Genomic DNA, 14356 nt, shown 5'->3' on the forward strand with positions numbered 1-14356 from the left:
GATCGTATGAAGCCAGTATGTAACAGTGTTTCCGTGCGCGTGCCAGCAACTAGCGCAAATCTTGGTTCTGGGTTTGATACAGCCGGTATTGCGCTTGATTATGCGGATTCTTTAGTTTTTACTCTGGATGATAATCGTTCTAAAAATTCGCTTGATTCGCTCGATTATGCTGGAAACGTGCGCGTAATTATTCACGGCGAAGGCGAGGATATGCTTCCAAAAGATGAAACGCATCTAGTTGTAGCGACTTTTCGCAAAGCTTGCAAAATATTTGGTCTGCCAAACTTGCGATTTACGTTAGAAGCGCATAATCGGATTCCGCAAGCGCGCGGTATGGGCTCTTCTGCAGAAGCGATTGTTGCTGCTGTTGCTGCTGCTTGGGCTTTTGCGCACGAAGGTGAGCTTAATCGTGAAGCAATTTTCGAAATCGCGGCCGCAATTGAAGGTCATCCAGACAATGTTGCTCCTGCAGTTTTTGGCGGTTTGACGATGAGCTGGAAGCTTGATGCTGGGGAAGGTAAAGGTTCTGTGCGCGTGGCTGGAGATTGCGAAGCTCCGCTTTCTACCGGTTTTCATACTGTGCGATACAAAGTTTCGCAAGATATTTCTGTGTCGGTATTCGTTCCTGATTTCGAGCTTTCTACAGAGCTTGCTAGGCGCGCGCTTCCAGCAAAAGTGCCGTATGGTGACGCAATATTTAACGTGTCGCGAGCTGCAATGCTTCCGGTTGCTTTTGGTGAGTTAAATAGCGATTCTGAAAATAAATTAGGCACAGTAAAATCTGATATTTCGCGAAATGCGCTACTTTTTGCAGCAACTCAAGATGCTCTTCATCAAACGTATCGTGCAAATCTTATGAAAGATTCGTGGAAGCTGGTGGAGACGTTGCGCGAGCATGGTTTTGCGGCAGCGATTTCGGGAGCAGGATCGTGCGTTGCTGTATTTTATGCAGGAGATGCCGAGTATAACAAGAGTGCAGCTCAAAAAATCGACGCAATTGCCGAGCCGTGGCTTTCGCGTACGGGCTGGCGCGTTTTGCACGTGCCTGTTGATTCTACTGGCGTTGCAATAACTCGCGAATAAGTTGTGTGAAGTTGTAAAAGGGAAGGGTAAGGTATGACAGTTTCGTTGATTTTAGCCTCGCAGTCTCCTTCGCGTAGAGCGGTTTTGGCGGCGGCTGGCGTGATTCCGGTAATTCACGTAAGCGAAGTGGATGAGCCGGCGGCTTTGCGTGATGCCGCTAGTGAGCGAGGTACAAGCGTTGAGCAGTTGAGTGTTGAGCAGCGAGTTTCTATTTTGGCTCGCGCAAAAGCTCAAGCTGTGTACCATGCGTGGAAACGTGTGGCGGATACGGCTGCTTCGGCTAGTGGCGATTTAGTTGTGGGGTATCCGCTGGAAGCTGAAACTGAATCTTCTGAACTTGCAGAAACTGCGAAATCTGCTGGTAATGCTTTAGCAAGCGATTCGCAATCAGACGTAACGCATAACGTAGATACGGCGCAAACTCGCGATTTTTCAGGCGTTACTGTTCCTACAAAAACTTTCGATATTCACGATTTTGCATATACAAATAAATCTTCTCATGATTGTAGCGGTGTGCTGATTGTTGGCTGCGATTCCATGTTCTTACTCGATGGTGAGTGCTACGGAAAGCCGCATACTCCTGAAGTGGCATTTGAGAGAATCAAGCAGATGAGCGAAAAAACAGGACAATTGTGGACTGGCCACTGCTTAATCGACGCAAAAACCGGCAAAACTATTTGCAAAACAAGTCATGCAAGCGTAACTTTTGCGCAAATGAGTGACGCGGAAATTCGCGCGTATGTAGCAACTGGTGAACCTCTAGAAGTTGCAGGATCCTTTACACTAGAAGGTTTTGGCGGAGCTTTTATTGAAAGCATTAATGGAGATCCTCACGGTGTTCTTGGAATCAGCTTGCCGCTGCTGAGACAAATGGTTGCAGAGCTTGGATACGCTTGGCCGGATTTGTGGAATAAGGAAAGCTTGGAAGAAGTTGGCGAAAAGAATGATCCGACTTCCACGGAGGTACCTAAAGAAAATGTGCATCAGCCGGGAGATGGCTGGGTGCATTGCAATTGTGGTCGCAGACATTGGGGTCATAACGGTGCTGCTGGAGTTCTGCTTGCTAGGCGAGATGTCGAAACTGGTCGCGTGACGCACGTTGTGATGCAACATCGCGCGCTTTGGAGCGCTGAGGGTGGCACTTGGGGCATCCCTGGTGGCGCAATTTCCGATGGAGAAAGCGCGATTGAGGGCGCATTGCGTGAGTCTTTCGAGGAAGCAAATATTACTTCGGGAGATATTGAAGTTGTTGGAGCTTACCGCGAGGATCACGGAAACTGGTGTTATACAACGGTTTTTGCGTTTGAAAAGCCGGGGCATAGTGTGGATCCTTGCGCGCACGACGACGAGAGTATGGAAATTAAGTGGGTGCCAATTGACGACGTGCCTAAGCTGAAGCTGCTTACGGCAATGCGCACGGATTGGCCGTCTTTCCGTGCGCGCCTTGATGAGTTAGCGCTCCGACATGCTTGAGCGCAGCACAGCGCGCGCTAAAGCAACTCGGAGCGCCGAGCTTGCTTAGGGTTGAAAGCACGGTGTGCTTTCAACGCAAGCGAGGTCTGCCTTCGTCTCGATTGACGAAGGCAGGGCAGGTTTGTGTGGTTGGGTTTTAGAAACTGGGTTGTGTTTTGTGTGCGCTCCGACCTGCCTGAGCGCAGCATTGCGCGCGTAGGCGGCATAAACTGCGCACGAAATCATCCCAAAATTGCGGCAATTACGGCTATGCAAATTGGGCTAGTGACAGTAGAAAACAGTATGCCGTCGCGCGCAAAACTTAAGCCGACGTTGTAGCGCGCAGCATAATTGTAAACGTTTTGACCAGTTGGAAGAGCAGCTAACACAACGCACGCATACAAAGTCGCCCCGCGGAAACCCATCACAAAATAAGCTAGCAAAAACGCAATTGCAGGCATAATAAGATTTTTTAACACAGCAACCGTGGCAATAGCAGCTCGATTAGAATCTTTTTGCAAAGGCTTGCTGCCGTAAAGCGACATTCCAAAAGCCATTAAAATCATTGGAACTGCAGAATCGCCAATCATCTTAATTGGATCGTAAAGAAAATTAGGAACAGGGAAGTAGCCAACTTTTGCGGAAATTGCAGAAATAATAATTCCCCCAAGCGAACCAATTAAAAGTGGTTGTTTTAAAGGCTGCTGTGCAATGCGCTTGAGAGAACATTTTCCAGTAGTTGTAATGTCGAGAACAGTCAAACCAACAGGAGTAAATACAGCCTGTTGCATAACTAAAATCGGAGCAACAAGCGCAGGATTTCCCAAAATATAAGTCGCAACCGGCAAGCCAATATTGTTGGAATTTAAATAAAGAGAATTGAGAGCACCTATAGTGCAGTCAGCTGCAGGAAGATGGAAGCAAAAGCGATTAAGCAGAACGAACGCAACTCCAACAATCATCGCAGAAAAGAATGCAACAAAAATCGAAGAGTGAAAAATCTCAAAAATAGGCTCTTTAGAAAGTATTGCAAACATTAAGCAAGGGCTGGAAACGAAAAAACTTACGCGATTTAGGACCATTTGAGCCTGTGAACCGCCAACGCGCATGCGAGCAGTAACGTAGCCTGCAGCAATAACAATGCCAATTACGCAAAAGCCTTGCATTGCGCTGATTAAGCCCATTTCTTGCCTCCAAAATTCGTTAATCGCACGCAAATTGCATGCGTGCGAACCTATGCTGTAACTATAGGAGAGATACGCAACTTTTATGTGCGCTATGGATAAGTTTGAAATTATTGGAATTTTTAGTAACTGCTAATTGGCTTAAAAACAGCGATGCAAATTTTAATATTCAACGAGTCATATATTTGACTCGGCAATATGGCATACTAGAGAGCGGTGGCACTGCAAGCCGCCAGGCAATCGATGGCGTCGATCCCCTCGTGAGCGTTTTCCGAGGCTGGCGTCCGCTGTCGCGCAGCTAGACTTTGTAGAGAGCTTTGGGGTGGCTCGCGCACGTGCGTGCTCAACTTAAAGCCAGGGATGCGAGGCGATGCAGCGTCTCGTGAGGAGCATAGTGCCCAGAATAATAAGAGAGCGCTTCAATGAATCTGAAGCTGAAAATAGTAGAACTGTGTCTAAAACCGCTACTTCTGCGGAAATGTCCGGAATAATGCAATCTACAGATTTTGCGGAAAGTAATATGGCTGCCGGTGATACTTTGCAGCAAAGCTCTGGCGTTACGCGTCGCCGTCGCGGTCGACGAGTTACTCGTGGTGCCGGTGCGGCTGGAGAAGCAATGGAACTAAAAGTTGAGGATTCTAGTGCGAAGAATTCTGAGCCGCATGTTGTTAAATCGCGCCCAATAACTTCGCTCCTATTCCAGGAGCCAGTTCTTCCTAAGGTAGTGAACGATCGTAGTGAAGAAAGCAGCGGTTCGCGTAATGACTTGCGTGACAACTCGCGTGATGGCTTGAATGATGATTTGCGCGATGATTTACGTGATATTTCTCGCGGAAGGCGCGGTGGACGCAATAGCCGTGATTCTCGTGATAGTCGTGATAGTAGCGAACGCAAGTCTCGTTCTGAAAGACGCGAGAATTCAAGCGAAATAAAGCGTGATAGTGGCAGAGGGAATAGTCGTGAAACATCGCGTGAAACAAGTCATTCTATGTATTCTCAAGATTCTGAGTACGCTAAGAATTTTCAGGATTCGCAAGATGATCGCGACGAAAAAACTCGCAAAAGCCAGCGTTCTCGCCGTTCTCGCAGATTGAATGCTGTTGAGCGACGTGCTGCAGCTGAAGTTGAGCAAATTGAAGAGGATCTTGCATACGACAATATTGTTTATGCTCCCATTGATACGCGCATCGATGAAACTCTTGATGTTAGCGATATTTTATCTGCAGAAAATACTTCGAATAGGCGTTCTAATCGTCGCAATATGTCGAATAACATCTCTAATGATGATGACGCTCGAAATGAAAACGGTGCAGTAGACAGCAGAGGCGGTAGCAATAGCAGAGATAGCCGCAATAGCAGTGACGAAGGCGATAACAGAGGTACAAACGACGATTATAATGCGAATAATGGCAACGATGACGATGAAATAATGATTACGCGTCGCCGTCGTCGCCGTCGTAGCTCTCGCACTGATCGAAATGAAAGCCGCAACGGAAGTCGCGATTTAGACATTGATATTTCAAATGATCTTGACGATGACGTGAATTCTCGCACAAAACGCACAAGTCTAGATGAAGTCTCTCAAGAAGATCGCGATTTAATTCCAGATCCAGAAGAACTTCGTGAGCAAGATGAGGAAGAAACTCTTTATACGCGTCGCCGTCGTCGCCGCCGTTCTAAATCCTCTGATGACGCAAATTCTGCGTCTTCTCAGGAAGAGTCATCCGACTACACTAATGCGAACGAAGACGACTTGACTTCTCGCCGCTCGCGCAAGCAGCAGTATATAGACGAAATTACGGATATTGAAGGCTCTACGCGACTTGAAGCAAAGCGCCAACGCCGTAGAGATAATAGGCGTGAGCGTAGCCGTCAAAACCTTCTTATGGAGCAAGATTTCCTTGCTCGTCGCGAAAATGTTGAACGATTAATGGTTGTTCGTGAGCGCGATCGCCACACGCAAATTTCCGTTATTGAAGACAATATTCTTGTAGAACATTACGTTTCTGATATTCAAGAAGTTGCTACTGTTGGAAATATTTATCTTGGGCGCATTCAAAACGTACTTCCAAGCATGGAAGCTGCATTCGTAGATATTGGTCAGGCCAGGAATGGCGTGCTTTATGCAGGCGAAGTTAATTGGGATATGGCTCGTCTTGAAGGTCAACCTCGTAGAATTGAGCTTGCGTTTAAGTCTGGCGATCCTGTGCTTGTACAGGTTACTAAGGATCCAATTGGACATAAGGGTGCTCGATTGACTTCGCAAGTAACTCTTGCAGGGCGTTTCTTAGTGCTTGTGCCATCTGGCGGTATGACAGGTGTAAGCCGCAAGCTTTCAGATCGAGAGCGCTCGCGTTTGCGCGCTATTGTGTCGAAGATTGCACCAAAAGATATGGGCGTTATTATTCGTACTGCTGCTGACGGTGCAAGCGAGGAGTCGATTGAAAAAGATTTAGATTCGCTCGTTAAGCAGTGGGAGCGCATTGAAGCTAAGCGCGAAGAATACTTGCATGGAAAGCGTCCTAAGCTGTTACAGGGTGAGCCTGATGTGGCAATTCGTGTTGTGCGCGATATTTTCAACGATGACTTCCAAAAGCTTATTGTGGAAGGCGAGGGAGTGCGTCAGCGAATTGATGAATATCTTGAGATGATGGCTCCAGATTTGCGCAGCAAGGTTGAATATTGGGATCCTGCTGAGCATGAAGGCAAAGACGTTTTCGATAAGTGGCAGATTGATAGTCAGCTTCGTAAGGGCATGGAGCGTCAGGTTTATTTGCCAGCTGGCGGCTCTATTGTGATTGATCGTACGGAAGCAATGACTACGATCGATGTGAATACTGGACGATTTATTGGGCGTGGTAAGTCTTTGGAAGAAACGGTTACTCGTTGTAATTTGGAGGCTTCTGAAGAGATTGCGCGCCAGCTTCGTTTGCGCGATATTGGTGGCATGGTCATGATTGATTATGTGGATATGGTTATGCCAGCGAACCGCGATTTGGTTTTGCGTAGGCTTTTGGAATGCTTGGCTAGGGATCGCACGAAGCATCAGGTTGCTGAAGTTACGTCTCTTGGTCTTGTGCAAATGACGCGTAAACGCGTTGGCCAAGGCTTAGTTGAAGCGTTCTCTGAAGAGTGTCCAACGTGCAAGGGACGTGGATTTATTTTGCACGATGAGCCTACTGTTTCTTCGGAATATGCGGATCCTTACGCGCTTAAGGGCGGAGATCCTTTTGTTAAAACAAACAAGTATGGTCACGGAAGCGCAACGGAACAGCCTGCTCCTGTTAAGCAGCAGGGTTCTAGCGCGGAAGTGAGAGCTAAGTTAGCGCGTATAGCTGCCGCATCTGTAATTACTGACGCAGCTCATAAATCTGAAGAAGAAACGCAGTATAGCAATTTTTTGAATTCTGACAAAGAGTCTATATCTTCTAAGGCGGATGAAACTGGCGAAACTGCGGATGCTGGCGAAACTGCTGAAACTAGTGAAGTTGCGGAAACTAGTGAAGCTGATAAAACTTCTGAAGAATTAGTTGAAAATAATTTAGAGGATACTACGCAAGAGATTGCTGAGTATACTGCGGAGCAACCTACGCAAGAACCTGCGCAAGATACTACGCAAGAACCTATGCAAGATGCTACGCAGGAAACTACGCAAGAAACTACAGAAAATGATGATTGCGCCTCTGAATAGTGACTAAGTATATGCCTTGAGTACAATATTGAATATTGTCTGCATTGACTCATGAATCTAGCGACTTGACGTTAGTACATGGGTAGGTGTATTTTTGATAGTCGGTGTCTTGCCGCGCGCGTTTTGCTGTGCGCAAGGCAAAAGTAAGCTTTCAATTGAGCTAAGGAACGAATTATGTACGCGATTGTGAAGGCCGGTGGCCATCAAGAGAAGGTCGAGGTTGGCGACGCCATTCTCGTGAACCGTCTCGATGCAAAGAAGGGCGATACCGTGGAATTCCCGGTCGCGCTCGTTGTTGACGGTGCTAAGGTGACCTTAAGCGCCAAGGATCTTGCTAAGATCACGGTGAAGGCAGAAGTCTTGAATGACGAAGCCAAAGGTCCAAAGATTAGCATTATGAAGTATAAGAACAAGACTGGTGTGGCTCGTCGCAAGGGTCATCGTCAGAAGTTGACTCTCGTCAAGATCACGGCCATCGCCTGATTGACGGTGTTATAAACCTGAAAGGACAGTGAGATGGCACATAAGAAGGGTGCGTCTAGCTCGCGCAACGGTCGCGACTCACAAGCGCAATATCTTGGTGTTAAGAAGTTTGGCGGTGAAGCTGTAGTGGCTGGCAACATTATCGTTCGTCAGCGCGGCACTAAGTTCCACGCAGGTCAGAATGTTGCTTTGGGTAAGGATCACACGCTGTACGCTTTGGTGGACGGCAATGTGAAGTTCGGTATTCGTCGCGACCGCAAGGTTGTTGACGTTGTTACCGCCTGAATCTTAGCTAAGCCTAAGCGCTTCAACAATAAGTCGACGATAATAAGTCGGCGATAAAACGTTTAAGCCGCACCCAGTTCGGTGCGGCTTTTTTGTTCTTGCATGTTCCCGAGAATTTAGGTGTTTAGCTTCGAGTAAGGTAGCAGTATGAGTGATTTTGTAGACCGCGTAACAGTGCATGTAAAAGGCGGAGATGGCGGAAACGGATCTGCCGGAGTTCGTCGCGAAAAGTACAAACCATTAGCAGGCCCAAATGGCGGTAATGGCGGTGACGGTGGTTCCGTTATTTTTGTAGCTGATCGTAATGCAAACAGCTTACTTGACTACCGCTTCATGCCTCACCGCACTGCAGAAAACGGTACGATGGGCTTAGGTGACACTAAAGACGGTTCAAAAGGTGCAGACTTAGTGCTTCCAGTGCCTGTTGGAACTGTTGTTTTTACAGCACGCGGTGCCGCAGGCTCTCAAAAGCGACCTGGCGAAGTTTTGGCGGATTTGCAACATGTTGGAGACAAATTCGTTGTGGCGCAGGGGGGTGCCGGCGGTCTTGGTAACGCAGCACTCGCAAACAAAACTCGTCGTGCCCCAGGATTCGCGCTTTTAGGTGAGCCTGGCGAAGAACGCGACGTAATTTTGGAACTCAAGTCTATCGCAGACGTAGCTTTAGTTGGATTCCCTTCTGCAGGAAAATCAAGCTTAGTTGCCTCAATTAGTGCAGCTAAGCCGAAAATTGCTGATTACCCGTTTACTACTTTGGTGCCAAACCTAGGCGTTGTAAGCTTCGGCAACTATCGCTACACAATTGCAGACGTTCCAGGCTTAATTCCAGGAGCTTCCGAAGGAAAAGGCTTAGGTCTTGAGTTTTTGCGTCATATTGAGCGCACAGAGATTATTGCGCATGTAATTGATTGCGCAACGCTGGAGCCAAATCGCGATCCAATTAGCGATTACCACGCTCTTGAGCATGAGCTTGCGCAATACGCTGATAAACTTGAGCTTCCGTTGGGTGCGATTCCAATTCCAGAGCGTCCGCGCATTATTGTGCTAAATAAAGTCGATGTGCCTGAAGCTAAAGAATTGGCTGATTTTGTACGCGGTGAATTTGAGAAAATGGGATTGACTGTATTTGAGATTTCTACCGCGTCTCACGAAGGCTTGAAAGAGCTTGGTTTTGCGCTTGGACGATTGGTTGAAAAGATGCGCGAGAAGCTCGCTGCCGAGGAAGCAGCACGAGAAGAAGAGCGTGTTGTCATCCAGCCGCTTGAGCAGCAGACTTCAGCTTTGCGTCGTCGCCGCGATGATGGACGTGGAAATAGTGCAGACTTTGAAATTAAGCGCGAGGAAGACAGGAATGGTGATTTTTGGTTCACTGTTACTGGCACAAAACCTGAGCGCTGGGTTGTGCAAACGAATTTTGACAACGACGAAGCCGTTGGTTATTTGGCGGATCGCTTAGCAAAGCTTGGTGTTGAGGATGAATTGCGCAAGAAGGGCGCGCGTCCAGGAGACGAAATTCGTATTGGCACTGGGAATCATATGGTTTGTTTCGATTGGGATCCAAATATTGCTGCCGGTGCAGAAGGATTGGACGGCGCTAACTTGGGTGCGCGTGGTAAGGATTTGCGAATCGAAGCGAACGATCCTCGCGGAGCAAGGCGTACGAATGCTGAGCGTAGACGAGATTATCACAGCATGATGGATGCAAAGAGCGCAGTTCGAGACGCGATGATGGCTGAGCGAAAGTCGGGTCACTGGGCAGATCCTTCTGTGGATGACGATCGCCATGATGAAAATAGCTTGTTTGGTCGTGGAGAAGAGCAGAAAAACTAGAAAAATCAAGGTCAAGGGGAATCTTATGAATAATCCAGAAATTGAGCTTACCGAAGATGGGGTTCGGTGTTCAATTCGTGAGGCGCGCACAATCGTCGTAAAAGTTGGCTCAAGCTCACTTACGAGCGCGTCCGGTCAGCTGGATGTGCAAAAGTTGCGCGCTCTTGTGACTGCAATAAGTCACGCGCAAATGCAAGGCGCTCGCATTGTGCTTGTGTCTTCTGGCGCAATTGCAGCTGGATTTGGTTTGCTCGGCTTTAATGAGCGTCCTAAAGATGTGCCAACTCAGCAGGCAACGGCTTCAGTTGGTCAAGGATTGCTTATGGCTCAATACGAAGCAGCATTTTCGCAATTTGGTTTCAGAGTCGGGCAAATGCTTCTTACGGCGGACGTTACTATTTCGCCGTCGCGCTACCGAAATGCGCAACGCACAATGCTACGTTTGCTTGAGCTTGGCGTAATCCCAATAGTAAACGAAAATGATGCACTTTCTAGCAACGAAATTCGATTTGGTGACAACGACCGTCTTGCAGCTCTTGTAGCAAATATTGTGCGAGCGGAAGCTCTTGTGTTGCTTACGGATGTGGATTCTCTCTATACTGCGCCGCCTAGTGAACCGGGTGCTAAGCGTGTGAGTTTTGTGCCAGATGTGACGCGCGCGATTGAAGAAGTGAAAGTTGGCGCAAGTGTTTCGGGCGTAGGTACCGGTGGTATGGTGACGAAGATGGAAGCTGCGCATGTTGCTGCAGTTTCGGGAATTCCAACTGTGCTAACTTGCGCTGGAAATGCCGGTCCGGCACTGGCTGGAGATGCTGTTGGTACTGTGTTTGCGCCGGTGCATACGCGCGATTCTTCAAGGCGACTTTGGATTGGTTTTGCTTCGCATCCGCACGGAGTTTTGGTGGTTGATAATGGTGCTGCGAAGGCGGTTCGCGGAGGTCGCGCGAGCTTGCTTGCGGCTGGTATTGTTGGCGTGCGTGGCGAGTTTTCGGCGACGGATCCTGTGTGGATTGACGATGAGCAGGGTAACCATTTGGCTAAGGGTTTGGTTGCTTTTGACGCGGAGGAAATTCCGGAGATTATGGGGCGTACGAGCGATGAGCTTGAAGAATCACTCGGCCGTCAGTATGCGCATCCGGTTGTGCACCGCGACAATCTCGTGCTTGTGTAGTTAGATGCGGCTATATTTGCCGGAAAATCACACGACAAATGTTTCCAAAAACTACGAAAGCGACAAAAACTTTACAAGCGTGTGTAGAAAATGTCGGAATTTCACCAAAAACCGGCAGAAATTTTACAAGCGTGTGTAGAAAATGTCGGAATCTCACCAAAAACCGGCAGAAACTTTACATCCGTGTGTAGAAAATGTCGCTAGTATCTTAAGAAGCGCAGATAAATACGATTTTGGAACTAGAGCGTTTGTAGTCGCGCTTCGTTTATAAATTTCCGGCAGATTTGCCGTTTCGCGGCTTAAGGTTACACTGTAAATCATGGCAGAGAATATCGCAGAAACTTCATCCTCAGAAAATTGGCGCGTATTAAGCGAGCGTATTAACCGGGTCGCTCCGAGTGCAACTTTGGCAGTAGACGGCAAGGCAAAAGCTATGAAAGCTGACGGCATTGACGTTGTAAGCTTTGGCGCAGGCGAGCCAGATTTTCCTACTCCCTCTTACATTGTTGATGCTGCAACACAAGCTTGCAAAGACCCGCGCAACTATCGTTATACTGCTACGGCAGGTTTACCGGAGCTTAGGGAGGCGATTGCGAGCAAAGTGCAGCGAGATTCCGGCTACGAAGTTTCCCCAAAACAAGTCGTAGTTACAAACGGCGGAAAGCAAGCTGTGTATGAGGCTTGCCAAATTCTCTTAAATGATGGCGACGAAGTTATTATTCCAGCTCCATATTGGACGAGTTATCCGGAGGCTGTGAAGCTTGCAGGCGGCGTGCCTGTACCAGTTTTGGCAGGTGCAGATTGCGGTTTTGAGCCAGATATTGAGGCAATTGAGTCCGCTCGCACTTCACGCACGCGCGCAATTATCGTAACTTCGCCTTCGAATCCTACAGGCGCTATTTGGAGCGCGCAAACTATTCGCGCAATCGGTGAGTGGGCTGTAAAACACCATATTTGGGTTATTTCTGATGAGATTTACGAGCACCTGCATTACGACGGCATTTCGACTTCGTATATTGGCGTTGAGGTGCCGGAAATTCGCGAGCAGCTGCTGATTTTGAATGGTGTTGCGAAAACTTACGCCATGCCTGGCTGGCGTGTTGGTTGGATGGTGGCACCAGAAGATGTTGCTAAAGCTGCAATTAAGCTTCAAAGCCATATGACTTCTAATGTTTCTAATATTTCGCAGCGTGCAGCAATTGCTGCAGTCGGCGGTTCGCTAGACGTGGTTGCCACTATGCGTGGGGCTTTTGACGCTCGACGCAAAGCGATTGTGGAAGCGTTGAACAATATTGACGGCGTTACTTGCCCTCTTCCTCATGGCGCTTTTTACGCGTTTGCTAACGTTGAGGCGCTGCTTGAGCGTCCGCTCGGGGAGCATGGCGAAGTGCCGCATACTTCTTCTCGATTTGCTGAAATGTTGCTTGACGAAGCGCATGTTGCTGCGGTTCCAGGAGAGGCTTTTGGTGCTCCTGGATATTTGCGATTCTCTTGCGCTCTTGCTGACGACCAGCTTGCTGAGGGCATGCGTCGCATGAAGAAGTGGGTTGAAGCTTAAGCAAGTATTTATTGCAAAATAATAACTTGCTTACCATTGCAAAATGCGACACTCGCTTTTGTGTGATGATATAACGAAATCATGCCCATGAGATAGTATGTCTATCTGGCGGTTTGCTATTTCGTTCCTTTTGGGGTATGATGAGCAAGTTCACCTTAGGGATGTGGCGCAATTGGTAGCGCAACGGTCTCCAAAACCGTAGGTTGTGGGTTCGAGTCCCGCCGTCCCTGCCAGTTTTTTGTTCAAGTTTTTACACGAAGGATTCAAGCATGGCGCAGGCACGCAGTACTAAGAAAGCAGTAAAGCATAACTTGTTCGTGCGTATTGGCATGTTCGTTAAGCAAACTATTGACGAGACACGCAAGGTTATTGCACCTCATGGCAAAGAGTTGTTTGCTTGGTCGTCTGCAGTTTTCATATTTGTTGTATTTTTGATGGCTTTCGTCACCTGCATGGACTTCGGTTTGGGTAAGTCCGTAATGTGGCTGTTCGGCTGAGTTGAAATTGGCTGAGTTGAAATTTTGAAGGTGTATGCAAGATGACTGATGAATTCAATCTCGAAGAAGCAAGTGAAGCTGATGAGGCTTTTGCTTCTCATGATGCTGACGAAGCAAACGAATCAGCTGTGAATAATGAAGCTGTTGCTTCTAGCGAGTCTGTTGAAGCTGATGTGGATGAGGAATCTGCTGATGTTGAAGCTGATGTAGCTGATGGCGCTGCTGCTGACAGTGTTGTAGCTGACAGTGTTGCTGATGCTTCTAACGAAACTGGCGAAACTGGCGAAACTACTGATGCTGATGATGTGAACGAAGCCGACCCAACTGATGCCGGCGCAATCGCTGTAGCAGAATTTTCTAAGAAACTTCGCACTTTGGAAGGCAAGTGGTACGTTCTTCACACGTATTCTGGTTACGAAAAGCGCGTGAAAACTAACGTTGAATCCCGCGTGCAGAACTTTGGTTTGGAAGATAAGATTTTCCAGATTGAAGTTCCTATGGAAGAAGTCGAGAAGCATACAGAAAAGGGTAAGAAGGTTATTACCCGTGTGCGTGTGCCAGGATATGTGTTGATTCGCATGTGGCCGGATGAGAACGCTCGTCGCATTGTGCGCGAGACTGAGGGCGTGACTGGTTTTGTTGGTCCTTCTAGAGAGCCTGCACCATTGAGCCGCAAGGAAGTTGTGTCAATGATGGCTCCGATGATTGCTTCCGAAGCTTTGAAGAATGCTGGCGATAAGCCGGCTGCAGCGCGCAAGCGTAAGGTTGAGGTTGCTTACAAGGTTGGCGATCAGGTGACTGTGACTGACGGTCCATTCTCAACGATGGCAGCTGTGGTTTCGGACGTGGAGCCTACAACTCAGAAGCTTACAGTGTTGGTTTCCATCTTTGGGCGTGAAACTCCTGTGGAGCTTGGATTCAACCAAGTGGAGCCGATTGTTTGAGATGAAAGACTGATCCAAAAGCTTGAGTGAAAAGCTTTAAGTTTTTGTAACTTTTACAAACCGGGGTGTGTTAATTCGCGCCCCGGTTTTTATTATTTACTGCAACACGCCGTAAAATGGGGAAATAATCCTAAATTTTCTTGCAATTACAGTGCTTTTATCAATGTAAATAATAAAG

11 protein-coding genes and 1 tRNA gene are annotated in these 14356 nt (G+C 47.8%); 11 read left to right on the forward strand and 1 reads right to left on the reverse strand.

Annotation, left to right across the window (positions count from 1 at the left end; all coding sequences use genetic code 11):
• Window positions 1–6: 6 nt before the first annotated feature.
• Both thrB and A5294_RS03910 read left to right on the forward strand, forming a co-directional pair.
• Window positions 7–1083 carry a homoserine kinase gene (thrB, locus tag A5294_RS03905; protein ID WP_064340518.1) on the forward strand — a complete coding sequence of 359 codons (1077 nt, stop codon included), beginning with the start codon at window positions 7–9 and terminating at the stop codon, window positions 1081–1083.
• A 33-nt stretch (window positions 1084–1116) separates the two neighbouring features.
• Window positions 1117–2556, forward strand: a complete 1440-nt coding sequence (locus A5294_RS03910; RefSeq protein WP_064340519.1) for a Maf family nucleotide pyrophosphatase — start codon at window positions 1117–1119, stop codon at window positions 2554–2556.
• A gap of 221 nt (window positions 2557–2777) precedes the next feature.
• On the opposite strand, the gene A5294_RS03915 is transcribed toward A5294_RS03910, so the two are convergent.
• Window positions 2778–3719: an AEC family transporter gene (locus tag A5294_RS03915; RefSeq protein WP_004106240.1), complete on the reverse strand. Its 942-nt coding sequence runs from the start codon at window positions 3717–3719 to the stop codon at window positions 2778–2780.
• 394 nt (window positions 3720–4113) lie between these two features.
• Here A5294_RS03915 and A5294_RS03920 point away from each other — a divergent pair, with 394 nt between their 5' ends.
• From A5294_RS03920 to nusG, 9 genes are all read left to right on the forward strand, one after another.
• Entirely contained in the window at window positions 4114–7410 is a 3297-nt protein-coding gene (locus A5294_RS03920; RefSeq protein WP_064340520.1) for an Rne/Rng family ribonuclease, read from the forward strand.
• 174 nt (window positions 7411–7584) lie between these two features.
• Entirely contained in the window at window positions 7585–7893 is a 309-nt protein-coding gene (gene rplU, locus A5294_RS03925; RefSeq protein ID WP_004111933.1) for a 50S ribosomal protein L21, read from the forward strand.
• A gap of 33 nt (window positions 7894–7926) precedes the next feature.
• Window positions 7927–8178 carry a 50S ribosomal protein L27 gene (rpmA, locus tag A5294_RS03930; RefSeq protein ID WP_004106248.1) on the forward strand — a complete coding sequence of 84 codons (252 nt, stop codon included), beginning with the start codon at window positions 7927–7929 and terminating at the stop codon, window positions 8176–8178.
• Between the two features lie 147 nt (window positions 8179–8325).
• On the forward strand, window positions 8326–10008 hold the full coding sequence (obgE, locus tag A5294_RS03935; protein WP_064340521.1) for a GTPase ObgE: 1683 nt from the start codon (window positions 8326–8328) through the stop codon (window positions 10006–10008).
• A 25-nt stretch (window positions 10009–10033) separates the two neighbouring features.
• The gene (gene proB, locus A5294_RS03940) at window positions 10034–11179 is read left to right on the forward strand and encodes a glutamate 5-kinase (protein ID WP_004106251.1); all 1146 of its coding nucleotides are present in this window, start codon (window positions 10034–10036) and stop codon (window positions 11177–11179) included.
• 319 nt (window positions 11180–11498) lie between these two features.
• Window positions 11499–12737, forward strand: coding sequence for a pyridoxal phosphate-dependent aminotransferase (locus A5294_RS03945; RefSeq protein WP_004106253.1), 1239 nt, complete (start codon window positions 11499–11501; stop codon window positions 12735–12737).
• 157 nt (window positions 12738–12894) lie between these two features.
• Window positions 12895–12970, forward strand: a tRNA-Trp gene (locus A5294_RS03950).
• A gap of 36 nt (window positions 12971–13006) precedes the next feature.
• A complete protein-coding gene (secE, locus tag A5294_RS03955; RefSeq protein WP_004106254.1) occupies window positions 13007–13234 on the forward strand; it encodes a preprotein translocase subunit SecE in 228 nt (75 codons plus the stop codon).
• Between the two features lie 41 nt (window positions 13235–13275).
• Window positions 13276–14178 carry a transcription termination/antitermination protein NusG gene (nusG, locus tag A5294_RS03960; RefSeq protein ID WP_004106255.1) on the forward strand — a complete coding sequence of 301 codons (903 nt, stop codon included), beginning with the start codon at window positions 13276–13278 and terminating at the stop codon, window positions 14176–14178.
• Window positions 14179–14356: the final 178 nt, after the last annotated feature.

Origin of the sequence: Gardnerella sp. 30-4, from assembly GCF_001641215.1 — a bacterium.
In the GTDB taxonomy this organism is placed as follows: Bacteria; Actinomycetota; Actinomycetes; order Actinomycetales; family Bifidobacteriaceae; genus Bifidobacterium; species Bifidobacterium leopoldii.